A 26,676-nucleotide genomic window follows, 5' to 3' on the forward strand; every position below is an offset into this window, starting at 1 on the left:
AAAAAGGAAGCCCGACGGCTTCCTTTTTGTTGCAGTTGCTAATCGGGGTCGTTCTATTGGGTCAGGCCGATGCCCACGTAAACCTGGAAGGTCTGGTTGTGGAATTTGGTGTCGTTTCCGGTGGCGCCAATAAGCGGCGAGAAGGAGCGGCCTTCTTTGATAACGCGGGCCAGGCCCAAGTCGTAGCGGGCCCCGACGCGGGCCGGGCCGATGCGGGCTTCGAGGCCGGCCACGCCGGCAATATCAAAGTTGTTGAAGCCGTTGTCGTTCAGGTCCAGGTCTTTGCCGTAGGCACTGACTTTGGTGAGCAGCGACACCTCCGGGCCAATGTGGAAGCTGATGTTGTCGGTGATGTTGCCTACGTAGAGGATGGGCAGCGACAAATAGTCGAGGCGCAGGTCCGACAAGCCCGCGTTGTTGTAGTTGGACCGAATGCCTTTGCGGGAATAGAGCAGCTCAACCTGAACGGAGGAAAAGTCGTTGAACCCAAACTGGCCGTAAACCCCGGCGTGAAACGTGTTGAGGCTGCTGCGACCATTGAAGGCATCCTGGCCGCCGCCGTAGAAATTAGACAAGCTGTAGCCGCCCTTGACGCCGAAGCCGGTGTTGCGCGAATCGGTGGTTTTGCCGCCGGTGTAGTCTTTGGAGGAAAGCGAGCCACCCGGGCGGGCCTGGGCAAAAGCAGCGGGAGCAGTGGCAACGGCCAGCAGTAAAAATAGAAGAGTCTTTTTCATGGGTGAAAAATGGTGGGGAATAAGGCCAATAGCAAGGAAGGTTACTATTTCCGTTTGTCCCTATACTTTTCCGGGACTATAAGGTTGCCCGACGCCACGGACGGGGTTGAAAAAATAATGCGCCGCCGGCCTGTCGTAAGCAGTTGGGCGCTACCTTTGGGGCCGTTGCACTGCCCGGCGGTGCGGCAATCCGGGGTGTTAGCTCAGTTGGTTCAGAGCGCCACCCTGACACGGTGGAGGTCGTTGGTTCGAGCCCAATACGCCTCACAAAAGCCCTCACTGCACTGCGCGGTGGGGGTTTTTTATTAATTGCCCCCCGGTTTTATATGATTTAAGACTCAATGAAACCGAGCAGACAATCTTCACAGAGGACATTGGGCCGTTCGTGTGAATGAGGCAGTCTAGCAAAAGAGCCTTACCCGGCCAAGTGCGTTACGGTCATCTTCTTCAGGCTAATCCGTATGGGCTGGTATAGCTCAATACATTCCACGCTATCAAGGGCTGTGCTAATAAGGGCTCTCTAATATGTTGGAGTACCTCCAAAAGTTAAGCGTTCAAAGTTGGAGGTTATTTTCAATACGGCAACGAGCTAATGCCTGATTTTTTGCTAATAAATTGGGGTTAGAGCATATCAAGGATGTTTTTGCTGTCTACAGCCAACCCAGAAGCGTCCAATGGTACGGCACTTGCAAGTTGGTTGAAAGCCCGTGAGCACTTTGCCTAAGAGTTCAAATAGGGAAGATTGGGTCTCAAGGTGCTGTATGTCGTGACGACTTAAGCCTTGAGCCCGCCAAAACGGTAGAAACGCAGATTAGCATCCTGCAAAAAGAAATCCTATGGACTTACAATTTGAAGAAATAGATGGGTTACAAATTCGGTTTGCTCACCACTCTGTGGGTGCTCAGGAAAACGTGCTCTTGCTTGGACCTTTGCCAGAAAGCATCTTAGCATTTACCCCCGTCTGGGATAGGCTGGCCGCGGATTTCGATTTGCTGGCGATTGACTTGCCGGGCTTTGGTCATTCTGCCGGCCGGAGCGACCTAAGTGGTTGCGAGACGATGGCAGCCTTCGTAAACAAAGTGCTGGACCATTTTTCCTTTGCTACGCCGCACATCATCGGTCCGGACATTGGCACTCCAATCGCCCTGTTCATGGCGGCCCAGTTTCCAGAACGGGTAAAAAGCCTTATTGTAAGCGGTGGAGCCTGCGTCTACCCCTTGGAAGTAGGGCCTTTTATCGGTGGCTTAATAGCGGCGCCCGATTTATCCGGGTTCAAAGGAGTAGCAGCCAAGGATGCCGTTACCAGTTCATTGAGCACGCTCAAGAACTATCAGGTGCCCGAGGCTATTCTGGCAGACTATACCGCTTCCTATGAAGGAGAGGGCCGGTTGTTATCCGCTTTTCAGTTTTTAAAAAATTACGTCCTTGACCTACCGGTATTGGACCGCCTGTTGGATGGTATTCGGTCGCCGGTAAAGATTATCTGGGGCCGTAACGATGCAGTAGCACCGGTTCGAAATGCCGAAATACTGCATAAGCGACTGCCTAACAGCGAGCTATCTATCATTGATGGTGGGGTGCACTATGTCTGGGAAGACAACTCGGCAGAATACTTAGCCCTGCTGCTAGACTGGTTGAACGGCGGCTACTTAAAGTTCTCTCCGGTGGCTGGCTAATGAAGTCGCCAGATACGCGGCGTAGGCTGAAAAACTTACAGCCGCAGGAGTTCAACTTACTTAGTGGGCAAGGATTTGGTGCGTTGGCAAGCTTTCAACTCGGGCAAGTTGGTATGCCAGGGGATGCGCGCTTGTGAATCAATTCAAATCACCCTAAATCATAAAATGTTATGAAAAAAACGCTAAATACAGGCGTTTTAATGCGCAATAAGTGCATTGCCCGCACCTTTTATGAGGGCGCGGTGCGGGGTGATATCACGGGGTTCGGGGCGTTCCTCCACCGTGGTTTCACCGTCCAGGCTCCCAACTACCTGCCTTGGGGTGGCTTGCACCGTGGGGCCTTACCTGCAGGAGGTGTTGCCGCAGGTTGCGCAAGCCTTGGATTTCAGCCGTTTCAGCTTCGAAAGCCTGACAGCCGAAGACGACCGGGTTGTCGCCGTCATCAACGTCGGCGTCCTGCACAGCAAAGCCATGCTGATGGTTTCTGAGCACTGGGTTATTCAGGGAGAAAAAGCCATTTCTCTCTGGGTGGCCTATTACGAACCCAAAGCCCTGCTGGAACAGCTTGAGAGCAGCAGTACCTCATTCTCAATGCTCACCCATACTCAACTTTAACGCCATGGATGCGACAGCACTTGCCATAAATTACGGGGCTCGCGACGAGCAGATACATTGCCATCCTTGAAATAGGGTTCGAGAGCCCGTTGAGCGCGCGTATTTTCTTTGAGAGCAGTGCCTACAAAGCCACGCAGAAAGAGCAGTCCAGGCAGGTTACCTCACTGGCTGTTTTCCTGGTAACCGGGGTTTACACCTTCGTTCGGGATGGCATCATCACCACCGCAGGTCTGCGGGGCAGCCGACAGGCCGAACTTATCGAACAAGTAGGAGCAGCCAACCAAACGAAAGAAGAGGTGACCCATCTTTTCAGAGCGAGCTGAATAGAATATGAATGGGTTAGACACTGGCGGGCTGGAAAGCGGCCAAGTGTATGGCAGCAAAGCGCAGGTTGAGGCGCACGCCGCCGCCGCCGGTGAGGGAGAGGGTGCCGTGAAGCTGCTTGCTCAGGCCCTGGATGATGCTCAGCCCAAGGCTGCGGCTCGCTGCCACGTCGAAGCCAGCCGGCAGCCCCACCCCGTCGTCCTCGATGGTCAACTCGTAGCCTTCCTCCACCAGCCGGCGCAGCCCTACGGAAATGGTGCCCGTGCGCTGGTGGGGGAAGGCGTGCTTGAGGGCATTGGTCACGGCCTCGTTGATTATCAGGCCCACTGGCGTGGCCAAGGCCACTTCCAAATCTACGCCCGAGACGTTGACCTGCTGCTGAATCGAGGGGCTGCAATCGAAGGAATTGACCAGCCGGGCGACAATTTCGCGGGTGTAGTCCTGCATGTTGACGCGGGCCAGCGAGTCGGACTGGTAGAGCTTCTGGTGAATCAGGGCCATGGCCTGCACCCGGTTCTGGCTCTCGCGGATGGCGGCCAGGGCCGGGGCGTCGCGCAGGTAGTGGGACTGGCGGCTGAGCAGCGAGCTGATGATTTGCAGGTTGTTCTTCACCCGGTGGTGAATCTCCTTCAGCATCCACTCCTTTTCTTCCAACAGCCCGTCCTTTTCCCCCAGCAACTCGTCCTTTTCGCCCAGCACTTGTTCCAGCGCCTGGTTCTGCTGGTTGATTTCCCGCTGCTGGATTTCCAGCAACGCCGTGCTGCGCTGTTTGACCCGGTAGCGGCTGTAGCTCACCCCCAGCAGCAGACTCAATAGCACCGCGCTTCCTAGCAACGAGTTGCGCAGCAATTTCCCTTGCTTTAGGCTAACCTGTTGGAGTTGATTTTGCTTCGTTAATAACGTAATGTTCTGCTCTTTCTTTTTGGTATCGTATTGAATTTGCAGGCGGGCAATCTGCCTTGTTTTATTGGCACTGAACACCGAATCGATTATCGCTTTGTAGCGCTGGTAGTGTGTAATAGCTGCTGGAAATTGAGCTTGTGCAGAATCAACCTTGAAGAGTAGCAGTTGCACATTGGCCATGCGTTCCAACGGACCAAGCTTAGCTGTTAGGGCAAGAGCCTTATTTAAATAAAAGCGGGCGCGAGAGTATTGTTTGGTATGTAAACAAAAGATGCTTATGCTGTAATATCCCTCATTTTTATCTGCATCATCTACTGTTTTAACAAACGCGAGCATCTTAGTCCAGTTTTGCTCGGCTAATTCATAGGAACCCAGAGCCGTATAGCACTCTCCCAAACGGAGTCCTATTTCGAAATGCATCGCGTCTGGCTTATCGCAGACTGATGTGTGACTGCTTGCTGCCAGGAAAAAAGTAAGGGCCTGCCGTGTTTTTTTTTGGGTTAGGAGTACGCGGGTGATATGACTGGCAGGAAAGAATGCATCACAATTCCCTCCGTGCTGCTGCTGTATACGTTTCGCTTTTCCGTAGTAGACCAGCGCTTTATCATACTGCTTTAGTTCTTCGTAGACCCTGGCTAGCCGGCCATAAAATCCCCCAATGGATACTGTGTCGCGTGTCGCTTGAGCGCTTTCAATGGCGGCTAGCCCATCGTGAAGGGCCTCTTGATAGTTACCCATTTGCCGGTTCACGGCGAGCATCAGGTCGTAGGTATAGTGCAGCCGGTGCGAGCCAGCAGCACGGTAAAGGACAAGAACCTGCTGCAACTCGCGCAAGGCTTGGGCTGACTGGCCTTGCCAGAGGTGCATGTCCGCAATTTGCTTGAGCAGGTAGGCTTCATTCGGCTTGTCGCCCAACTTCAAATAGAGTTGCCGGGCCTTTTGGTAGCACACAATTTTTATGGGCAAATTCTCAGCCTCCGAACTATACGTTTGGCCTAAGTAGTAGTAGCCCAAAGCTTCCAACGGCTTATTCGCTTCCTGTTTGCTAAGTCGGATGCCCTCTTTGATTAAGGCCAATCTATTTGCCTCAGAACCTGTGCCAACGAGCTGGCCAAGCATGTATAGGCTTTTGATTTTGCCGCTGGTAAAGTGCAGCTTATTACTCAACTGCTCAGCCTGCTTGCTGTACTCGTACGCGTTAGCTAAAGGTTCTTTTAGTTCCTCGTGCCGGTCAATTAGTTCTCGGCTGAGCATTAGCAGCAAGTCGACCCGGTTGGTATCGGGTTGGCTACTGCGCAACCGCGTTTGTAAACTATCCACTGCTGTTTGGCTCAACAGTGGATGCATGGGCTCCCCTTTAACAGAAGCAGATGCGCTTAAAACCAGCAGAATCAGTACGATGAACTTCATGATGTACAACTGGCAAGGGCCAAAGTAGTCAAATATAGCATGTTGCAAGAAAGCAATTGAGGTTTAAAGCACGCAGCAGGCCTCTGGCAGCAACAATTATTGGGACATGGTGAACTTATTTATTCATTTTAGACTTTTTGGTCTATATTTGCAGCATCAACCGCAACCGCCATGACCAAGGCCGAAAGAACTAAGCAATTCATCATCGAACAGGCGGCCCCTATTTTCAACGAAAAGGGCATTGCCGGCACTTCCATTGATGATGTCCTCAAGGCCGCGAAAGTGGCCAAGGGTTGCTTGTATGGCCATTTTGAAAGCAAAGCCGAACTTTCGTATGCCACGGTTGACTACCTGCTCCAGACCCTGGTTGACAAGCGCGATTCCCTGCTGCAGGCGCAGCAAACCGCGCGGGGAAAGCTCTACGCGTTTATGGACATGAACCGGTATCCGTTGGCTACCTTCATCGAGGGTGGCTGCCCAATTGCCAACCTGGCAACGGAAGCTGATGATAACAACCCGGTAGTGAAGCAGAAGGTCAAAGTCGTTTTGCAAGCGGCCATCGAACTACTCACTGGCATTGTGCAGGAAGGCATTCGGACGGGAGAAATTTCGGCCGAGCTGAACCCGGAAGAGTATGCACTCAAGATGTTTACGGCGGTAGAGGGTGGCATCATGGTTTGCCGCACGCTGAACACCAACCTGCCCATGCAGACCATTCTGAAAAGTCTGAAAAAAGAGCTGGACGCCTTTTGTGTGGTGGCTGCTTAGCGGCGGCCTTAGTTAATTTGAACTGACCAGGAAGAATAGGTATTGCAGCTGCCTGATAAGCAGCATCAACCTTTTCTTTCTTTGATATTAGACCGTTTGGTCTAATCCTGGAGTAGGCCAGGGTTATTTTTTTCTTTTATAATAGACCAAATGGTCTAAACCAATCATGGACATTCAAAAAGTCGCTCTCATCACGGGAGCAAATCGCGGCATCGGATTCGAAACCGCTAAGCAACTGGCCCAGCAAGGCGTTACCGTTGTGCTGGCCGCCCGTCAACTAGCCGCCGCAGAGCAAGCGGCCGCCCTGCTCACGGGCGAAGGCTTTAAAGCGCACGCGCTGCAGCTGGACGTTACCAGTGCGCAGGACCGGACGGCTGCGGCGGCCTACTTGTCCGAACGCTTCGGCAAACTTGACATTCTGGTCAACAATGCGGGGGTGGCCCCGGCCGATTCGCAGTCGCTTTCCATCGGGAAGACTATTGACACGTCGGCGGAAGAGTTCGAGCTCATCTTCAATACCAACTTTTTCAGCATCGTCTACCTGACGCGCGAGCTGCTGCCCTTGCTGAAGAAAAGCGGGGCCGGGCGCGTAGTCAACGTGTCGAGCATCCTGGGTTCGCTGACCATTCACGCCCAGGAAAACAGCCCCATTGCCGGCTTCCAGGTGCTTTCGTATGATGCGGCTAAGGCGGCGTTGAACATGTTCACCATTCACCTGGCCAGGGAACTGGAAGGCACGGGCATCAAGGTCAATTCGGCGCACCCCGGTTGGGTAAAAACCGAGCTGGGCGGACTCGATGCTGCTCCCATGGAGATAATCGACGGCGCTAAAACCAGCGTGGCGCTGGCGCTGCTTGGCGAGGAGGGCTCCACCGGCCGCTTCGTCCACCTCGACCAGGAACTGCCCTGGTAATTTGCCCAAAGCAGCCTTTGCCTGGCAGGCAAAATCGTGGCCTCGATGCGCTCCAAAATGTTGGAGCGCATCCAAAAATATGTCTTCCATTTTGGAGAAAACAGGCTGCCGACATAGCTCATAAGTTTACCCCATTGGCTTAAAAACTGCTTTTTTGCCGCTTCAACGAGCCTTTTGTGTCGCTTGTCAGGTATGGCGCGGCCCTATGGTATAGTCCTTGGATGAGCAAGTTCCTGCTACGGGCAGCATCCCCTATTTCTCAACAATTCATTACTGGCTCCAGGCAGACACGCTCGAAATAGCTATTGAAGCCGGACCTCGATTATGACCTTTTGGTCGCAAGCATTGCCCTTCTGATAGTCAGGAACACTCACCAATTCTAAACAATCATTAACATGGAAACCCAATCAACCGCCACCGTCGACTCGTCCGTGGCCAAACTTTTCTCCCCGGTACAGCTGGGGCCTTACACCTTGGGCCACCGCGTGGTGATGGCCCCGCTCACCCGAATGCGGACGGTGCATAACAACGTGCCCACCGACCTGATGGTGGAATATTATTCCCAACGCGCCACTAAAGGGGGCTATATCATCTCCGAAGCCACCGTGGTTTCGCCCAACGGCGACGGCTACTTGGGAGCCCCCGCTATCTACACCGATGAACAAGTTGAGGGCTGGAAGAAAGTAACCAGCGCCGTTCATGCCAAGGGTGCACTTATGTTCCTGCAGCTTTGGCATGTAGGTCGGCAGTCACACTCCAGCCTGCAGCCCGATGGCGGACTACCTGTGGGCCCTTCGGCCATTGTGCACGATGACGTGGCCTTCACCGCTAACGGCTGGGTACCGGTCACTCAAAACCGGGCGCTGGAAATCGAAGAAATTCATGCCTTGGTGGAGGATTTTCGGCAGGGAGCCATCCGGGCCAAGGCCGCCGGCTTCGATGGCGTAGAGCTGCACGGGGCCAATGGGTACTTGGTCGACCAGTTTTTGCAAGACGGCTCGAACCAGCGGACCGACGAGTACGGCGGCTCGATTGAAAACCGCGTCCGCTTCATGATGGAAGTCGTGGACGCCATGGTATCTGTGTGGGGCGAGCACCGGGTAGGCGTGCGCCTCGGGCCCAGTGGCACATTCGGGTCGATGAGCGACAGCAATCCGGAAGCCCTCTTTGCCTATGCGGCCGAGCAGCTGAACCGCTACGACCTGGCGTACCTGCACATCATTGAGCCCCGCATCGACGGCAGCATCCTGAAAGAGGAAGGCCTGCAGCCAGTAGCGGCGGCTCAGCTGCGCAAAATATTCAAGGGGACCATCATTGTGGCCGGAGGTTTCGACCGCGCCAGTGCCGAGGCCATTCTGGAAAAAGGCGATGCTGACCTGGTCGCTTTTGGTCGCTACTTCCTGGCGAATCCCGACTTGGTGAAACGGCTCAAACTCGACCTGCCCCTGAATGAGTATGACCGCGAAACGTTCTACGGCGGTGATGCGCGCGGCTACTCCGACTACCCCTTCTACAGCCATGAAGAAGCTGCTGAAGCGAATGCAGCCCTTCCAGCGGCGGTTTAATAAACAGCGCCAGCATGCCCACCGAGCTCAAACAGGTGGGCATGCCTTGCTGCGAAATGCCCATTCCCTGAAATGCTTTCACCGCTCCTGACCCGGGGCCCTTACTTCCTTTTTTATGCAACCCAACATCCTCTCTGATGGAACGGCCCAACAGCCGGCCACTGCAATCAAAAACATTGTGCTGGTGCATGGCGCGTGGGCCGATGCCTCCTGCTGGGCGAAAGTCATTCCGCTGCTCCAGGCCAAGGGCTACTACGTTTCGGCAGTGCAGAACCCGCTGACTTCGCTGGCCGATGACGTGGCGGCCACCAAACGGGCGCTGGCCTTGCTGGATGGCCCGGCCTTGCTGGTGGGCCATTCGTGGGGTGGCGCGGTCATCACCGAAGCAGGCAACGACCCCCGGGTGGCGGGCCTGGTATACGTGGCCGCGATGGCTCCTGAAGCGGGGCATTCGTTTCTGGAAACTGCTGAAACAGCTGCCCTGATGCCCGCCAATGACGAGGTGCGCCCCGACGCATTTGGCTACCTGAGCATGACGCCCAAGGGCTTCAAAGAGGATTTTGCCCAGGACCTGTCCGCTGCCGAACTGGAATTGATGATTGCCACGCAAGCGCCCTTGCCCTTTACGACGCTGCAAGGCAAAATCTCGCAGGCGGCCTGGGAAACCAAGCCTTCGTGGTACATCGTGGCCAGCAACGACCGCACGATTAACCCCGATTTGCAGCGCACCATGGCCGCCCGCATGCACGCCAGCACGACGACTGTGGCATCCAGCCATGTACCCATGCTGTCGCAGCACGAGCACGTTGCGGCGGTTATTGTAGAAGCAGCCGGCAAGCTGGTCGTTGCATAGGCAAGCAGCTATTGCGTCAAAGAAAACAGGGAGAGGAAGGAAGGTGCCCATGGTCAATCCCTGTTAGTAGCAGGGGTTGACCATAACGGCATGTCTGTGGGGTAACGCCAAAAGCATCGGGAAGAGCAGGTTGGCCGATGTTCTTATTCACGGGGTTTAAACAGCTGGTAATCATGAATCTTTACTGCTCATTCGTCGGTCTGATGCTAGCCCTTGGCGGGGTGTCAGGGCAGGTAGCGCGCGCCCAGTCGGGGCGGCCCTGCACCGTGTTTGTCGTGGGTGGCACCGGGCGTAGCGACGCCGCGCGGCTGGTCCGGACGCTGCAGGCAGTGCGCACGCAAGCCGATTCGCTGGATTATGCAAGCACGCTGGTGCTTCTGGATGACCGTCTCGGCCCGTCGCTGTCATCGGTTTCGGAGGCAGCTGCTGCCACCCCGGCTCTGACCACATTGCTGGCGCAGCTGCACGACTTTCCGGGGCGGCTGGTGGTGGTACCCGGCGGCACCAACGATGCCGGTGACGAGCGCCTGGCGCGGCGGCTGGCATCGCCGGCCGGCCGGCCCGGTGCCCTGGTGCCAGACCTGCGCTGCCCGGACCCGGTGGAGCTTGCGTTGGATGCCGGGCACACGCTGGTGGTGCTCAATACGGCCTGGTGGTTGCAGCCCCCGGCCTCGGAAACCCACCCTACTACTTGCGAGGCCCAGGACCAGGCCGGCGTATTGGCGTTGCTGAACGATATTCTGCGCCGTAACCAGGGGCGTCAGGTGTTGCTGGTAGGCCAGCAGGCCTTGGCCCGGGCCGGAATCGCGGCGATGCTGCCGAACCCCGGCTCCCAGCAGTTGGGCCGCTCGCTGCGCGGTACGCTGGAAAACTACCCCGGCCTGACGTACATCGCGGGCCACGGCCGCCGCGCCCGCTACGACGAGCAAAACGCGCTGCACTACTTCACCAGTGGGGCGGAGGCCCCGGCCCGGGTGAAGCATACGGCCAGTGCGGCCGACAACGGGTTTGTGCGCCTGGATTATCTCGCCGGCGGACAGGTGCGCGTCACGTACTGGCAACCCGACAGAGGGCAGGCCGTGGCTGAGCGGCACTGGACCATTCCCGGTGTGGCCCCGACAAAACCGCTGGATTCCCTGGCCGCTGCGCCAGGGCCGTCAACTGCGCAGGTGCAAGCCAGTGCCCAATACCGGGCGGGCCGTTTCAAACAGTGGCTGCAGGGCGCAAATTACCGCCGTGAGTGGCAGCAGGGGGTGCGCGTGCCGGTGCTGGACATGGGCACTGCCCACGGCGGACTTGTGCCACTTAAGCGCGGCGGCGGTTTCCAAACGAAGTCACTGCGCCTGCGGGCCGTCGACGGGCAGGAATTTGTGCTGCGGTCAATAGATAAGAATACCGACGCCTCGGTGCCCGCTTTTTTGCACGAAACCTTCGCGGCCGCCATTGTGCAGGACCAGATTTCTGCCGCCCACCCGTATGCTGCCCTGGCGGTGCCGCCACTAGCGGAAGCCGCCGGCGTGGGGCATACCACCCCGGAGGTAGTGCTGGTGCCCGACGACCCACGGCTGGGCATTTACCGGCGCGAGTTCGCCGGCACCTTAGCGCTAATGGAGGCCCGCGACCCGGTGCCCCCACGGGGCTTCTCGGGCCAGCCCGAAAAGAAGGGGTACAGCACCCCCGACGTGCTGGCCGCCCTGGCCGCTGACCCGCGCAGCCGGGTAGACCAACGCGCCTTGCTGCGGGCCCGACTGCTGGACATAGTGCTGGCCGACTGGGACCGCCACGACGACCAGTGGCGCTGGCTGGCCTACGCGCTGCCCGGTGGGGGCAAGCTGTTTCGGGCGCTGCCGCGTGACCGGGACCAGGCGTTTTTTGTTAACGAAGGCTTCCTGCCTCGTCAGGCCAGCAAAGACTATATTCTGCCTAAAATTCAGGGGTTTGCCGCCGGGTTTCGCAACGTCAACACCTTCAATTACCAGGCCCGCTACTTCGACCATTCCTTTCTCACCGGGCTGGGCCGGGCCGACTGGCTGGCCCTGGCCGACTCGGTGCAGGCGAGCCTGAGCGACGACGTACTGCAAGCGGGGCTGCACCAGTGGCCCGATTCCATTTACCAGCTTTCGGGCCCGGCTATTTTAGCCAAACTACAAGCACACCGGGCGCACCTGCGGGAGTGGGCCGACCAGTATTACCATTTTCTGGCGCAAGCAGTGGAGGTGGTGGGCAGCAACGAAGCGGAAGAATTTGAGGTGCTGCGCCAGGACGACACGCATACCCAGGTAACGGTGTATGTGCACTCGCCGACGGGCCTGCTTCGTGGCCCCGTATGCTACCAACGCACGTTTTTAACGGCCGAAACCGGGGAAATCCGTCTCTATGGGCAAGGCGGAGCCGACGTATTTCACCTCAGCGGGCAGGTAGGGCAGGGGCCGGCGGTGCGGGTGGTGGGGGGCGAGGGCCTGGATACCCTGCGCGACGAGTCGTCGGTGGCCGCGGGCCGTCGTAAAATCACCGTCTACGACCAACCCAAGGGCTTGGTCGTGGCGGCTCGTGGCCCGGATGCCAAGCTTCGTCTGACTAATGACCTGGAAACCAATCAATACAACCGCACCGCCTTTCAGTACCCGTATGCGGGGCCACTCTACCCGTGGAGCTATAATATTGACGACGGCCTGTTCGTGGGCACCGGGCTACTGCTGAAGCGGCCGGGCTTTCGCAAAGCGCCCTGGGCGGCCACTCATGCCTTCACCGCCAACGTGGCCTTGCGTACCGGCGCCTTCAATTTTGGCTACGAAGGGCTCTTTACGCACGTTTTGGGGCCGTTTGATTTGCAGCTGCGCGCAGCCTTGCAGGCTCCCAACTACGTGCGCAATTTCTACGGCCTGGGCAACGCCACCCAACTGGCCCTTGACGAGTCGACGGGCGCGGCCTACTACCGGGTACGCTTTCGCAACCTGACGGCGGCGGCCCTGCTGCGGCACCCGCTGGGGAAAAACGGAGTTGGATACGGCGGCCCGGTTTACCAGGGAGTCGACGTCGAGGAGAGCCCCGGCCGCCTGCTGGCCCAAACGGCCGATACCCGCCTACACCCCGCGACGCTCTTCGCGCCCAAGCAGTACCTGGGGGCCCGCCTGGGCTACGAGCTAACCAGCGCCCATGCCCGGGCCGAACTGCCGCAGGGCGTGCATGCCCAGGCGGAGCTGCTTTCCCTGCGCCCGCTCACGGCTTCGGCCCGGCCCCTCACCCAGCTTGTGGCGGAGGTAGCGCTGTGCCGCAGCTTCCATTTTCCGCTGCGCCTGACGCTGGCCACCCGCTTGGGGAGCACCGTGAATTTTGGCGAGTACGAGTTTTTTCAGGCGGCTACCCTGGGTGGACTGGCCAACCTGCGTGGCTACGGCCGCACGCGCTTTGCCGGCCGCCAGAGCGCCTACAACAACACCGAGGTGCGCCTGCAAGTGGCCCGGTTTCGCAGCTACTTGCTGCCCGTCACCTTTGGCGTGCTGGCATTTCACGACGTAGGCCGCGTGTGGGTGCCCGGCGAAACATCCAGCACCTGGCACCGGGGCTACGGCCCTGGCCTGTGGCTGGCTCCCACGCCGGAAGTGGTGGTGGCGGCCATGTACGGGCTTTCCTCCGAAGACCAATTGCTTCTTATCCGCCTGGGCTTCTTTTTTTAGTTATCTTAGAATATACTGCAAGTAAAATATAAGGTAGGCCCTGACCCTTCTTCTTTTGCAATAAATTAACCGCAGCTTTACGCACCTTCCTTCATTGGCAGACTGGTGGATAATCACCCTGCCCCAGCCGTTTCCATCAACCCACCGGTTCCGCAAAACGCGCTGCTTCAAGAACTTGGGTACGCCAAAGAGCTGCGCTTTTAATCCTGATTACAACGATGGCGACTTCCAACAACCTTGTGCCTCTTCCGACATTGCTTATCGTGGAGGATGAGTTCTTAATTGCCGACGACCTGCGGGCCATCCTGGAGCAGGCGGGCTACCAGGTTATTGGCGTGGCTGAATCGGTGGCCGAAGCAAAAGCGCTGATTGCGCAGCAGACGCCGATGATTGTGTTGCTGGATGTATTTCTGGTGGGCGAACAGACGGGAATCGACCTGGCCCAGTGGCTGAGTGAGCGGGATATTCCCTTTGTTTTCCTGTCGGCAAACCTGACGGATAACCTTTTGGAAGCGGCCAAAGTCACCCAGCCGTACGGTTTTCTGAATAAACCGTTCCGGGACAATGATGTGCTCACCACCCTGGAAATTGCCCGCTATCGCCACGCCCACAGCGCTGAGGCCAAACTCCGCCAGCAACAGAGCATCCAGATTGGGGTAAACGAAGCCATCATCTCGATTCACGACCGTTACCAGCTCTGCCTAGCCATTGCTGCCCAAATTGATAAGCTGGTGCCGTTTTCGCTCTTGAACCTGCGCATCGGCTTTCCCGGCGACGCGTCGTTTTACTGGGTGATGCTGCGCAAAACCAGCGAAGGGGATTTTGAGCGCGTACAGTTCCCCGCCCTGCTGCGCCAACAGGTGCTGGAAGAGCTGCTGGAGGCTTCAAACGACGAAACCTCTCCGTCTCCCCGCAATGAGTCCGGCTTGTTTTCGGGGGAGGGCTTTGAAGAGCTATGCGCCCACTACCAGCTGGCCCGCGCCAGCCGGGACAGTTTTGGCATTCAGTCGCTCGCGCTGTTTCCCGTGGTGCTCAAGCAGCGCTCATTTACCAGCATTCAGTTGGGCTGCAACGAGCCAGAGGGATTTGCGCCGAAAGATTACGCGGCCGTAAACCTGATTATTCCGCAGATTGCCCTGGCCCTGGATAACCTCCTGGCCACGGAAGAGATAGAAGCTCGCCGCCGCCTAAAAACGGCCGAATTAGCGGTTGTAGGTGCTTTTCAGTCCGGTAAAAATATTGCCTCCACCGCCGCTCAGGTCGCGGCCGCCATCAACGAGCTGATGCCCATCGACCAGATGTTTATTCACTGGGTCGGACAGCCCGCCAGTAGGTCGTTGGTAGATGCCTTCGTGCAGAAGGAAGGGGACCTGTTTGCGCCCTTGGCGAAAGGCCAGGCAAAGCGGCCGGAGGAAATTACGCCACTGGAGTGGCAGCAGGAGGTGGCGGCTTTGGAGCCTTGGCTGATTGAGCCCACGCTGAATGTGGGGGAGCAGCAAACGGAGTTCTGGGAACGCAACGTGGTGACCCGCAACTACGGCAAACTGTTGGAAATCAAATCCTCCATGCACGTGCCCATCGTCATCAAAGGCGAGGCACAAGCATCGCTAATCGTGGCCAGCAAAGTCGCTTTCGCCTTTAGCGCAAAAGACTTAAGCACCCTGCAGGAACTCGCAAGCCATGTGGCGCTGGTGCTGGAAAACATGCTCGCCTTCAAACGCATCGAGCGGCTGAGCGAGCAGCTGGAGCGGGAAAATATTTACCTGACCGAGGAAATCAAAACCACGCATAATTTCGAGCAAATCGTGGGCACCAGTCCGGTGCTGCTCACTGTTTTTCACAGCATCGAGCTAGTCGCCGCCACCGATTACACGGTGTTGGTGCTGGGCGAAACGGGCACGGGCAAAGAGCTCATCGCAAGGGCAGTGCATAACCTGTCGAAGCGCAAAAACCGGGTGATGGTCAAGGTCAATTGTGCCGCGCTGCCCGCCCAGCTCATCGAGTCGGAATTGTTTGGCCACGAGCGGGGCAGCTATACCGGGGCCACAGACCAGCGCATCGGCAAGTTTGAGCTGGCCCACGGCAGCACTATTTTTCTGGACGAAATCGGCGAGCTGCCCTTGGAGCTCCAGGCCAAATTGCTGCGCGTGCTGCAGGAAGGGGAAATTGAGCGCCTGGGCGGCAAAGGCACCATCGCGGTGGATGTGCGCATCATCGCGGCCACCAACCGCAATTTGCAGGAGGAAGTGGCCGCTGGCCGTTTCCGGGCCGACCTGTACTACCGGCTCAACGTCTTTCCCATTCTGGTGCCACCCCTGCGGGAGCGCCGCGAAGATATTTTGCCCTTGTCGTTGCATTTCCTGCAAAAAATCGGTAAAAAGCTCGGCAAGCCCCTCACGAGTCTAGCGCAGTCGGCGGTGCAGCAAATGCACCTCTATGACTGGCCGGGCAACATTCGGGAGCTTGAGCATGTGCTGGAGCGCGCCGCCATTCTCTCCCGCACAGCCAGCCTGGAACTGGCCGAACCCTTATTGCCCACCAATGCGCCGGCGGCGTCCAGCACTACTACCGCTGCTGACACGACGCAACCGCTGCATGATACGGTGCGGGAGGCCATTTTAGCGGCCTTGCAACAGGCCAATTATCGCATTCGCGGGCAGGGTGGTGCCGCCGAATTGCTTGACATTAAGGCCACCACGTTGGAGGCCCGGATGAAAAAGATGAAAATTGAGCCGCCCAAGCAGCTTGTCTAGGGGAGTTGGATAGCGCCATTGGATGGAGTCATCAGCAATTACCAAATTTTCTCGGCTTACCTATTGCAATCACCCTAATTGGGTGAGCTTGTAAATCACTGCGCCATTAGCTGAGATAATAGTAGAGCTAGCGCCGCCCGCCTTTCTTCATCCAACCCGTTGGAGCACATCCAAAAAACAGGTGCTCAAATTTGGAGAAAGCAAATCACTCCTGCTTGGTCAAGACTGTTCAAACAATTTGAAAAGAGGGTTTTAAACATCTGGGTGGCGTTTTGGCAAGCCTTGCGGGTTAGTCGGTGCGCTATGGTACAGTCCTTGGATTGAGGAGCACAGGTGGACGCATCGTTCCGCCAGCATCGGCTTTCTCTTCTTCAGCGCCTTTCACGGCAGTATTGTCAACCGGCATGGATGGGCAAAAAAATTGCTCGCCGTCATCGGCCGCAAGCGCAGTATTCCGGAAATAAAATGGGCATTGCGCCCCCGCTGCGGAAGTGGCTTGACGCCAAGAGGATTGGCCAGGCGTGCCAGCAAGTCCGGACCCCGATTGTCCGCACTCTCCGGTTCCATCGCCCCATCATTTTCAACCCTTCACACCAACCTATTATGTATACGCAAAAAGTATGGCTTGTAACCGGAGCCGGCAAAGGCTTCGGATTTGAAATCACCAAAGCGGCGCTGGCTGCCGGCGATAAGGTTATTGCCAGCGTGCGCAGCAAGCCCGGGCAGCTCGCTGCTGCTCTGGAGCACCATCCGGCCCTGTTCATCGTGCAGATGGACGTTACCAACGAAGCCCAGGTGCAGGCAGCGGTGGCTAGCGGAGTAGCGCACTTTGGCCACCTCGCTGTGGTGGTCAACAATGCGGGCTACGGCATGGTGGCGGCCATCGAAGAAGCGACCGACGCGGAGGCCCGCCGCCAATACGACACCAACGTATTCGGCGTGCTTAATGTGATTCGGGCCGTTTTGCCGGTCTTGCGCCAGCAGCAATCCGGCCACATTATCAATATCTCGTCGCTTTACGCTTACGGTGTGCTTCCGGGCTGGGCGTTGTATGGCTCCACAAAATTCGCCATTGAAGGCATTTCCCAAGGCTTGTCGGCCGAGCTGGAACCGTTTGGCATCCACGTTACGGCCGTTGCCCCCGGCCTGTTTAGCACCGATTTTCTGAGCGCCGAGTCGTTTGTCACCACCAGCCACCCCATTGCTGAGTATGACGCGACGACCGTGGGGCAAATGCGGGCCGGGTCGGCGCAGTTCCACGGCCAGCAACCGGGCGACCCGAAGAAGCTGGCGCAGGTAATCGTGCAGCTGGCTCATACGGAGCAGCCGCCCGTGCACCTGCCCATCGGGCGGGATGCCGTGGACATGTACCAGAAAAACGCCGCGAGCACGGCCCAGGAAATCGCGGCCTGGCTGCCCGTTTCCACGCGCACCGACCGGGCTAAAGTATAAGTGCTTACCACCCCAAACAGCCCAATACGTTATAAAATGGAGCAGTCCCTCGAAGAAAAGAACAGGGCGTTGGTCCTGGAGGCTTTCGACAATGCGTTTAATAAAAAGGACGCCGGGGCCTATAAGCGCTACTGGGCTCCCAACTATATCCAGCACAGCAAAGTAGCCACTCCGGGGCGCGAGGGCCTGCGTGAGCCGCTCAGTTCACTGCCGGGGGCCATGCGGTACGAGCCGGGACTGGCTGTTGCGTCCGGCGACTACGTCATGGTTCATGGGCGTCTTACCAATATGGGTCAGCCCAAGGCGCTGATTGTGGTCGATGTTCTGCGCATTGCCAACGGCCTGCAGGCCGAACACTGACGTTATTCAGGATGAAGCCACGCAAGCCGAGTCCAAAGCCGACCATCCGATGTTCGGTGACACTTTCAGTAAAATTTAATATTAAGGTATTACTATGAAAACACCACCCATTGATAAACCCGCCACCCCTTTCGAGGCCGTGGCGGAGGCACTTCCCAAGCCAGGTGCCGGCCGGATTCGCGTCGGAATTATCGGCGTGGGCAACTGGGCTAATCACGGCCACATCCCGTCTCTGAACCTGTTGCCGGGCTACGAAGTAGTGGCCGTCCAGAGCCGCCGCCCCGAAGCCGCGCAAGCTTCCGCAGCGCGCTTTGGCATCAAAACCGTAGTTGCTACGGTGGCCGAGCTCGTTGCGCTTCCCGAGGTCGATTTGGTGGCGGTACTCACCACCGCTCCCCAGCACGAAGAGGGCATCCGGGCCGCCATCGCGGCCGGAAAAGACGTGTACTCCGAGTGGCCGTTCACCCTCAGCACGGAAAAAGCGGAGGAGCTGGTGGCGTTGGCGCAGCAAGCCGGCGTGCGCCACATTATGGGGCTGCAACGGCGCTTCGCGCCAACCAATCGGTACCTGCACGACCTGCTCCGGCAAGGGTACGTGGGCCGCGTGCGCTCCGTCCGCCTGCATGTGAGCATGAACTACTTCCAGGCCCTACGCGGCAATTCCCTGCGCTGGACCATTCCCGCCGAAAACTTTTCCAGTGTCGTAGCTATCTACGCCGGACACTTTCTGGATGCCTTGTTTTCGGTGGTGGGCAAGCCCAAAAGCTTCTCCAGTACGCTGATAAACCAGTTTGCAGCAGTCACCATTAAAGAAACCGGGGAAGTTTTTCAGACCACCACGCCCGACCAGCTGGTCATGAGCGGTAGGTTAAATGACCACGCCGTTTTCATCGTGCAGGTGGAAGGGGGCAAGCGCAACGGCTCCGGCGTTCAGCTCGACATCACCGGCGACGAAGGCGACTTGCGGGTCACCAACGTGTCCGCCTTTGGCGCGGTCGGCGAAGACTACGTCATCGAAGGTGCCCACGGCGACAATATTCCGCTGGCAGTGTTGCCGGTGCCCGATGCGTATCACCTGTTGCCGGAATCGAATCTGCCTTCCAGCGTGCTCGAGCTGGCGCATCTCTATGCCGCGTACGCGGCGGATGTTCAGCAGGGCACCCACACGCCTACCACCTTTGAGGACGGTTTGTGGATGCACCGATTCTTTGATTTGATGCACCAGTCATCGGAAACTGGCCAGCGGGTCACCGTGCCGGAATATGCCCTGGCGAAGGCAACAGCGGTCTAACCTATTCAGCCGTAGCCACCGCTGCAACTCTGGACAGGCAGTGATTTCCCGGTAAGCCAGCCCATTAAACAAGGGGCATTTGCGGCGAAGTGAAAACAATTTTATCATTTTAGACTTTTTAGTCTAAAATAACCACCCTGCGCTTTTGCCTTGGTAGCAACTAGCCCAATATCTGGGGAAGCAAGAGGCGCGGCCCGATGATGCAGCCGTGATTTCAGCAATTATCTCACATGGAAACTAACCAGAAAACAGAGTCGGCGGTCCAAGACTCGCTCCTCAATTCCAAGCTTTTCTCGCCGATGCACCTGGGCCGGCTTACCCTGGCCCACCGGGTGGTGCATGCCCCCGTAACCCGCCTGCGCGCCAATGCCGACGACTCGCCCAGCGACATGATGGTCGAATATTACCGCCAACGGGCCTCGCCCGATGGGTTAATCATTACGGAGTCGGCGCATGTGTCGCGCAACGGGCGGGGTTACCTGGGCGGCCCCGGTATCTACAACGATTTTCAGCTGGAAGGCTGGCGCCGCATTGCGACGGCCGTCCACGCCCGGGGCGGGCACGTTTTCATGCAGCTTGCCCACGACGGCCGGCAGTCGCATGTTGACCTGACGGATGGTACGGGGCCCGTGGCCCCCTCCGAAGTTCCCTTTGAGGGCCAGGCCCTCACCCACAACGGCTGGGTGCCCGTATCGCCGCATCGGGCCCTGACCGTGGACGAAATTCACGTCATCATCGAGGAGTTTCGCCGAAGTGCGGAGCGGGCGCTGGCGGCAGGATTTGACGGGGTCGAGTTCCACAGCGCCAATGGCTACCTGGGCGACACCTTCCTGCAGGATGGCACCAACAAGCGGACCGATGCCTACGGCGGCTCGCTGGAAAACCGGGCCCGCTTCGTGCTGGAAGCTGTCGCCGCGTTGGTTTCGGTGTGGGGAGGCGACCGGGTGGGGGTCCGAATTTCGCCCAGCGGGCAGTGGGGAGCCATTTCCGATTCTAACCCCCCGGCCACGTTCAGTTACCTGACTGAGCAGCTGAATCAATTTGGCCTGGCTTACCTGCACATCATTGAGCCCCGCGTGAAGGGCACTGAGACGCTGGTAGAAGGCCAGGAGCCCGTCGCCGCCGCCCAGCTGCGGCCCATATTCCACGGGCCCATCATCGTAGCGGGCGGCTTCGACCGCGACGGGGCCGAGGCCATCCTGCAACGCGGAGATTCCGACCTCGTGGCCTTTGGCCGCTGGTTTACTTCTAATCCAGACTTGCCGAAGCGGCTGCGGCTCGGCCTGCCTTTGGCACCCTACGTCCGCGAAGCTTTCTGGGGTGGTAATGAACAAGATTACACTGACTTTCCCGCTTACAGCGAGCCGGCGGCAGTGGCAGCTTCCGTGGAAAGCGCAAGCCGGTAGCGACTTGCTTTACCAAGCAATAAGAAACGCTTAGCCTCAGTGGGTACTCTGAACAAGAAACGGCACCCCGCTATTCTAATAATAGACCAAACAGTCTATTTAATTTAGTCAGGCTAAGTAGATTTTTATGTCCCTGACAAAGCTCTGGGCAGCCGGCCCAAGTCCAGGCAAGCCGCGCCGAGTGCAGCGCCTTACATCCTTTAAACTTTTAGACCCATGAAAATTCACCTCAACCTTCTACTGCTGCTGGCGGGATTGTATGGCTGCTCGGGAGCAGCCTCGTCGCTGCCCGCAGCGGCACCGGCGGCGCTGCAGGCGCTGCCCGTATTGGAGCTGCGGGCGGGTAGCGCTACTACTTACCAAGACTATCCGGCCGCTATTGAAGGGGTGGTCAATGTGGAAATTCGGCCGCAGGTGAGCGGCACGCTTGACCGCGTTTTTGTCGAGGAGGGCGCTTTCGTACACACCGGCGACCCGCTGTTTAAAATCAATGACGCACCCTATCGGGAACGGCTTAATAATGCCCGGGCCGCGCTGCACGCGGCGCAGGCGGCCTTCACCAACGCCGGCCTGGAGGTGACGAAGCTGACGCCGCTGGTGCAGAACAAAGTCATCGCGCCGTTTCAGCTGCAAACGGCCCAGGCCGCCCGGCAGGGAGCCGCCGCTACCATTGAGCAGGCCCGGGCGGAAGTAGCCTCGGCGCAGATTAATGTGGGCTACACCCTGTTGAGGGCCCCGGTGAGCGGCTACCTTGGTCGCCTGATGCGCAAGCAGGGCAGTCTGGTGACGCCCGGTGACGCTGAGTCCCTTACCCAGCTCTCGGATGTGCACGAGGTGCACGTCTACTTCGCCCTGGGCGAGACGGATTTCATTCGGTTCAAGGCTGAAAACGCGGGCACCACCCTGGCCGACAAAATCAAGCGGCTGCCGCCCGTGGAGCTGATTCTGCCCAACGACAGCACCTATGCGCTCAAAGGTCGGATTGACTTACTCGACGGGCAATTCGACAAAAACACGGGGGCCATCACCGTACGCGCCTCGTTCCGCAACCCAGATGGGCTGCTGCGGGCCGGCAGCACCGGCAAAGTTCGGTTGGGCCTGGCCATCGCTTCGGCCGTGACGGTGCCGCAGGCGGCCACGCTCGAAATGCAGGACAAACTCTTTGTTTTTCTGGTGGGCGACAGCAACAAGGTCAGCAAGCAGCCCATCGTGGTGGCGGGTGGGAGCGGGGCCAACTACCTCGTGCAGGAAGGCTTGAAAGCCGGTAATCGCATCGTGTACAGCGGGTTCGACCGCTTGCATGAAGGCGAGGCCATTCAGCCGGAGAAGATGAAGGATGCCCCGACTCAACTGGTTAAAAACTAACGCGTCATGCTTAAGCAATTCATTGACCGGCCGGTCTTAGCGACGGTCATTTCCTCCCTGCTCGTCATCCTGGGGGTGATTGGCGTGGTGAACCTGCCCCTGGAGCGGTTCCCCGACATTGCCCCGCCGGCCGTGCAGGTGACGGCCATTTACCCCGGTGCCAACGCCGAAACGATTCTGCGCTCGGTGGCGCCCTCGCTGGAGGAAGCCATCAACGGCGTGGAGGGCATGATGTACATGAGCTCGACGGCCAGCAACGACGGCTCGCTGGTTATTTCCGTCTTCTTTAAGTCGGGCACCGACCCCGACCTGGCGGCCGTGAACGTGCAAAACCGGGTGTCGCAGGCCACCAGCCAGCTCCCGCCCGAAGTGGTGCAGCGCGGCATCACCACTTCCAAGCAGCAAAACAGCCTGATGATGGTGCCCGCCATCTACAGCGAGGACGGGGCCTACAACGAGACGTTCCTGAGCAACTACCTGAACATTAACATTATCCCGGACATCAAGCGCATTCCGGGCGTGGGGCAGGTCCGCATTATCGGGGGCAGCAAGGATTATTCGATGCGCATCTGGCTGAAGCCCAGCCAAATGGCGGCCTATAAAATCGGCACCCAGGAAGTGCTCGATGCCATTGCCGACCAGAACCTGGAGGCGGCCCCCGGCAAATTCGGGGAGTCGGCCAACGAAGCGTTCGAGTACGTCATCAAGTACGACGGCAAGCTCAACCGGCCCGCCGATTACGAGAATTTTGTCATCCGGGCCAACGCCGACGGCTCGGTGCTGCGCCTGCGCGACGTGGCCCGGGTGGAGCTCGGGGCCTACACCTACGTGAGCCAGACCCGCATCAACGGCAAGCCAGCCATCGCCATGATTATCGCCCAGCTCTCGGGCTCGAACGCCAACGACATTCAGATTGAGGTGGGCAAGATGCTGGCCAAAGACAGCAAAAGCTACCCCAAGGGCGTCCACAACCTGATGCTCTACAGCACCAAAAAGGCGCTGGATGCCTCCATTGAACAGGTTTTGCACACGCTGGTCGAAGCCTTCATCCTGGTGTTCCTCGTCGTGTTTTTGTTTTTGCAGGACTTCCGCTCGACGCTGATTCCGGCCATTGCCGTGCCGGTGGCCATTATCGGCACGTTCTTTTTCATGCAGATTTTTGGCTTTACCATCAATCTGCTCACGCTCTTTGCCCTGGTGCTGGCCATCGGCATCGTGGTCGACGACGCCATTGTGGTCGTCGAGGCCGTGCACGCCAAAATGGAGCACCAGCACCTGGCCCCCAAGCCGGCCACGCTGGCCGCGATGCACGAAATCACCGGGGCCATCATTTCCATTACCCTGGTGATGTCGGCGGTATTTCTGCCCATCGGGCTGATAAAGGGCTCCACCGGGCTCTTTTACCGGCAATTTGCCTTTACGCTGGCCATTGCCATCGTCATTTCGGCCGTGAATGCGCTCACGCTCAGCCCGGCCCTGTGCGCGCTGCTGCTCAAAGACCTGCACCCGCAAACCGGGGCGGACGACGCGGCTCCCCGCACATTCAAGCAGCGGTTTTTCCGGGCCTTCAACACCGGCTTTGCCCACCTGACCCAGAAGTACGTGGGCGGCCTGGGCGGGCTGGTGCGCCGCAAGTGGTGGAGCCTGGGGGCCCTGGCGCTGCTTGTGGCCGTCACCGTGTTCATGGTCAGGCGCACCCCAACCGGGTTTATTCCGACCGAAGACGTGGGCTTCCTGGCCATTGCCTCGACTATGCCCGCAGGCTCCTCGCTGCAGCGCATGGAGAAAGTGTCCGAAGAATCGCGGCAGGTGCTCAAGGCTCTGCCCCAGGTCAGCGACGTGAACGTCATCGCCGGTTTCAACCTGCTCACTAGCTCGACCAGCCCTTCGTCCTCCATCATTTTCATCATCCTGCGACCCGTTGATGAGCGCGGCCCGGTAAAAACCATTCCCGAAATCATGGGGCTGGTGCAGGCCAAGCTGGGGGCCGTGAAGGGCGGCAGCTCGTTCGTGTTTGAATTGCCCTCCATTCCGGGCTTCAGCAACATCGAAGGCCTGGACATTGTGCTGCAGGACCGCACCGGCAACGGGCAGTTCGGCAAGTTCAGCGACGTGGCGGGCGGCTTCATGGGCGCGCTGATGAAGCGCAAGGAGATTGCCGTGGCCTTCACCACGTTCAAATCCGACTACCCGCAGTTCAACCTTGAGATTGATAAGCTGAAAGCCAAGCAGCTGGGTGTGAGCGTGCGCGATATTTTGCAAACCATGCAAACGTACTTCGGCAGCGTGCAGGCTTCCGACTTCAACCGGTTTGGCAAGTACTACCGGGTGGTAGCCCAGGCCGACATTGCCGACCGCAACGACCCAGCTTCGCTCAACGCGGTCTACGTGAAAAACAGCCGCGGCGACATGCTGCCCCTCAACACGCTGGTGCATCTGAAGCGGGTATATGGCCCCGAAACGGCCTCCCGCTACAACCTGTTCAACTCGATTGCCGTGACGGCCATGCCCAAGCCCGGCTTCAGCTCGGGCGACGCCATCAAGGCCGTGGAGGAAGTGTCGAAAACGGCCTTGCCCGGGGGTTACACCTACGAATTCTCGGGCCTGACCAAGGAGCAAATCAGCTCGGGTGGGCAGTCGGTTATCGTCTTCGGCCTGTGCCTGGTGTTCGTGTACTTCCTGCTCGCGGCCCAGTACGAGAGCTACATCCTGCCGTTTGCAGTGATTCTTTCCATTCCCACGGGCATCTTTGGGGTCTTTGCCGCCATCGGCCTGGTGGGCATCGAGGACAACATCTACGTGCAGGTGGCCCTCATCATGCTCATCGGCCTGCTGGCCAAAAACGCCATTCTCATCGTGGAGTTCGCCGTGCAGCGCCGCGAAGCCGGCCTCTCGCTGGTCGACGCCGCCCTGGAGGCCGCGCGCCTGCGCCTGCGGCCCATCATCATGACTTCGTTTGCCTTCGTGGTGGGTATTACGCCCATGATGCGCGCCACGGGGCCCTCGGCCAACGGCAACCATTCCATCAGCATCAGTGCGGCGGGCGGCATGCTCTCCGGGGTGCTGCTGGGCCTGTTTATTATTCCGGTTCTCTTCGTGGTCTTTCAGGCCCTGCAGGAGAAAATCAGCGGCCCGCCGGCCGTGGCCAATCCCGTGAAGGATGAGGCCTTACAACTGGCGCAACTATGAAAAATCCTCTGAACCGCCGGCTCTTTGCCGGCCTGCTGCTGGGCCTGCTGGTCGCCGGCTGCAAAGTATCCAAAGACGTGCCGCCGCCCGACCTGGGCCTGCCCGCCAGTTACCGCACCGCGCCCGCCGACACGGCCTCCGTGGCCACCATCGCCTGGCAGAACTTCTTCCTGGACCCTCAGTTGAAGAGCTTAATTGGCGAGGCGCTAACCCACAACAACGACCTGCTCATTGCCGTCCAGAACATTGAGGCCGCGCAGTTGACCCTGCGGCAGGCTCGGCTGGGTCAGTTGCCGGCGCTCAGCCTGCAAGCAGCCGTCGTTGTGAACCGCCCTTCAGACAACAGCCTCAATGGCCTTACCCTGAGTCAGTTCTTGGGACGGCGTCACGTCGAGGACTACGTGGCCGGGGCCGGCGTGTCCTGGGAAGCCGACATCTGGGGGCGCATCCGCAGCCAAAAAGCGGCGGCCCTGGCGGACTATCTGCGCACCGAGGCTGCCCGCAGCGCCGTGCAAACGCAGCTGGTCAGCCAGGTGGCCCAGGGGTACTACAACCTGCTGATGCTGGATGCGCAGCTCGCCATTGCCCGCCGCAACATTCAGCTGAACGACAGCACACTTCGCATCATTCAGCTGCAATTTCAGGCCGGGCAAGTGACGGCCGTGGCCGTGCAGCAGGCCCAGGCCCAGCAGCTCACGGCCTCCCGCCTGGTGCCGCAGTTCGAGCAGGAACAGGCCGTGCAGGAAAATGCGCTCAGCGTATTGAGCGGCCGGCTGCCGGCCGGCATCACGCGGGGCACCCCGCTGGAAGCCGTGGCGGTGGCCCGGCAGCTGGCCGCCGGGGTCCCGGCCGACCTGCTGCGCCGGCGGCCGGATATCCGCAGCGCGGACCTGGCGCTGGTGCGCGCCAATGCCCTCGTGGGCGTGGCCAAAGCCAGCCTTTACCCGGCGCTCACTATCACGGCGCAGGGCGGCCTGGATGCGTTCAAGGCCAGCAATTGGTTCAACATCCCGGCCTCCCTGTTTGGCACGGCCACCGGTGGGCTGGTCGCGCCGGTCTTCCAGCGCCGGGTGCTGCGCACCCAGTACGACCTGGCCAAAGTCGCCCGCGAGCAAACGGTGCTGCAGTTCCGGCAAGCCGTGCTGGTGGGGGTGGAAGAAGTCTCCGACGCGCTGATTCAACTGGACAAGCTGGACCAGCAGCAACGCTTCGCGGCCGCGCGCGTGGCCACGCTGCGGCAAGCCACGCACAACGCTCAGCAGCTCTTCCAGAATGGCCTGGCTAATTACCTGGAAGTCATCACCGCCCAAAGCAATGCCCTGCAAAGCGAGCTGGAGCTGGCCACCCTGAAGCGGGCGCAGCTGGACGCCACCGTCAGCCTCTACCGCTCCGTGGGGGGCGGCGCACAGTAGGCAAAGGGCC

General features: G+C 58.8%; 18 protein-coding genes and 1 tRNA gene. 16 read left to right on the forward strand and 3 right to left on the reverse strand.

The window, feature by feature from the left end; genetic code table 11:
* Positions 1 to 53: 53 nt before the first annotated feature.
* Positions 54 to 734, reverse strand: a complete 681-nt coding sequence (locus J4G38_RS12325; protein WP_210521295.1) for an outer membrane beta-barrel protein — start codon at positions 732 to 734, stop codon at positions 54 to 56.
* Between the two features lie 192 nt (positions 735 to 926).
* On the opposite strand from J4G38_RS12325, the gene J4G38_RS12330 reads away from it, so the two are divergent.
* From J4G38_RS12330 to J4G38_RS12340, 3 genes are all read left to right on the forward strand, one after another.
* Positions 927 to 1,001, forward strand: a tRNA-Val gene (locus J4G38_RS12330).
* Between the two features lie 569 nt (positions 1,002 to 1,570).
* The gene (locus tag J4G38_RS12335) at positions 1,571 to 2,410 is read left to right on the forward strand and encodes an alpha/beta fold hydrolase (protein ID WP_210521296.1); all 840 of its coding nucleotides are present in this window, start codon (positions 1,571 to 1,573) and stop codon (positions 2,408 to 2,410) included.
* 321 nt (positions 2,411 to 2,731) lie between these two features.
* Positions 2,732 to 3,025 (forward strand): nuclear transport factor 2-like protein, encoded by a 294-nt coding sequence (locus tag J4G38_RS12340; protein ID WP_210521297.1) that lies wholly within the window; start codon positions 2,732 to 2,734, stop codon positions 3,023 to 3,025.
* 161 nt (positions 3,026 to 3,186) lie between these two features.
* On the opposite strand, the gene J4G38_RS12345 is transcribed toward J4G38_RS12340, so the two are convergent.
* Positions 3,187 to 3,330, reverse strand: coding sequence for a hypothetical protein (locus J4G38_RS12345; RefSeq protein ID WP_210521298.1), 144 nt, complete (start codon positions 3,328 to 3,330; stop codon positions 3,187 to 3,189).
* Positions 3,331 to 3,364: 34 nt separating this feature from the next.
* On the reverse strand, positions 3,365 to 5,662 hold the full coding sequence (locus J4G38_RS12350; RefSeq protein ID WP_210521299.1) for a tetratricopeptide repeat-containing sensor histidine kinase: 2,298 nt from the start codon (positions 5,660 to 5,662) through the stop codon (positions 3,365 to 3,367).
* A 171-nt stretch (positions 5,663 to 5,833) separates the two neighbouring features.
* Between J4G38_RS12350 and J4G38_RS12355 the strand changes: the two genes are divergently transcribed.
* The 13 genes from J4G38_RS12355 to J4G38_RS12415 all read left to right on the forward strand — a co-directional run bounded on the left by J4G38_RS12355 (position 5,834) and on the right by J4G38_RS12415 (position 26,666).
* Entirely contained in the window at positions 5,834 to 6,430 is a 597-nt protein-coding gene (locus J4G38_RS12355; RefSeq protein WP_210521300.1) for a TetR/AcrR family transcriptional regulator, read from the forward strand.
* A 166-nt stretch (positions 6,431 to 6,596) separates the two neighbouring features.
* The gene (locus J4G38_RS12360) at positions 6,597 to 7,343 is read left to right on the forward strand and encodes an SDR family oxidoreductase (RefSeq protein WP_210521301.1); all 747 of its coding nucleotides are present in this window, start codon (positions 6,597 to 6,599) and stop codon (positions 7,341 to 7,343) included.
* A 395-nt stretch (positions 7,344 to 7,738) separates the two neighbouring features.
* Positions 7,739 to 8,908: an alkene reductase gene (locus tag J4G38_RS12365; RefSeq protein ID WP_210521302.1), complete on the forward strand. Its 1,170-nt coding sequence runs from the start codon at positions 7,739 to 7,741 to the stop codon at positions 8,906 to 8,908.
* 115 nt (positions 8,909 to 9,023) lie between these two features.
* The gene (locus tag J4G38_RS12370; RefSeq protein WP_210521303.1) at positions 9,024 to 9,761 is read left to right on the forward strand and encodes an alpha/beta fold hydrolase; all 738 of its coding nucleotides are present in this window, start codon (positions 9,024 to 9,026) and stop codon (positions 9,759 to 9,761) included.
* A 203-nt stretch (positions 9,762 to 9,964) separates the two neighbouring features.
* Positions 9,965 to 13,438, forward strand: a complete 3,474-nt coding sequence (locus J4G38_RS12375; RefSeq protein WP_210521304.1) for a BamA/TamA family outer membrane protein — start codon at positions 9,965 to 9,967, stop codon at positions 13,436 to 13,438.
* Positions 13,439 to 13,677: 239 nt separating this feature from the next.
* Entirely contained in the window at positions 13,678 to 16,191 is a 2,514-nt protein-coding gene (locus J4G38_RS12380) for a sigma 54-interacting transcriptional regulator (protein WP_317198196.1), read from the forward strand.
* 603 nt (positions 16,192 to 16,794) lie between these two features.
* Positions 16,795 to 17,643 carry an SDR family NAD(P)-dependent oxidoreductase gene (locus J4G38_RS12385; RefSeq protein WP_210521306.1) on the forward strand — a complete coding sequence of 283 codons (849 nt, stop codon included), beginning with the start codon at positions 16,795 to 16,797 and terminating at the stop codon, positions 17,641 to 17,643.
* Positions 17,644 to 17,679: 36 nt separating this feature from the next.
* Positions 17,680 to 18,003, forward strand: a complete 324-nt coding sequence (locus tag J4G38_RS12390; RefSeq protein WP_210521307.1) for a nuclear transport factor 2 family protein — start codon at positions 17,680 to 17,682, stop codon at positions 18,001 to 18,003.
* A gap of 94 nt (positions 18,004 to 18,097) precedes the next feature.
* Complete coding sequence (locus tag J4G38_RS12395; RefSeq protein ID WP_210521308.1) at positions 18,098 to 19,294, forward strand: Gfo/Idh/MocA family protein; 1,197 nt, start codon at positions 18,098 to 18,100, stop codon at positions 19,292 to 19,294.
* A gap of 230 nt (positions 19,295 to 19,524) precedes the next feature.
* Positions 19,525 to 20,700, forward strand: a complete 1,176-nt coding sequence (locus J4G38_RS12400) for an alkene reductase (RefSeq protein WP_210521309.1) — start codon at positions 19,525 to 19,527, stop codon at positions 20,698 to 20,700.
* A 216-nt stretch (positions 20,701 to 20,916) separates the two neighbouring features.
* A complete protein-coding gene (locus tag J4G38_RS12405; RefSeq protein WP_210521310.1) occupies positions 20,917 to 22,065 on the forward strand; it encodes an efflux RND transporter periplasmic adaptor subunit in 1,149 nt (382 codons plus the stop codon).
* Between the two features lie 6 nt (positions 22,066 to 22,071).
* Positions 22,072 to 25,254, forward strand: coding sequence for an efflux RND transporter permease subunit (locus J4G38_RS12410; RefSeq protein ID WP_210521311.1), 3,183 nt, complete (start codon positions 22,072 to 22,074; stop codon positions 25,252 to 25,254).
* Entirely contained in the window at positions 25,251 to 26,666 is a 1,416-nt protein-coding gene (locus J4G38_RS12415) for an efflux transporter outer membrane subunit (RefSeq protein ID WP_210521312.1), read from the forward strand. The genes J4G38_RS12410 and J4G38_RS12415 overlap by 4 nt, the downstream gene beginning before the upstream one ends.
* The last annotated feature ends 10 nt before the right edge of the window (positions 26,667 to 26,676 follow it).

This window comes from Hymenobacter terricola, from assembly GCF_017921975.2.
GTDB lineage: Bacteria > Bacteroidota > Bacteroidia > Cytophagales > Hymenobacteraceae > Hymenobacter > Hymenobacter terricola.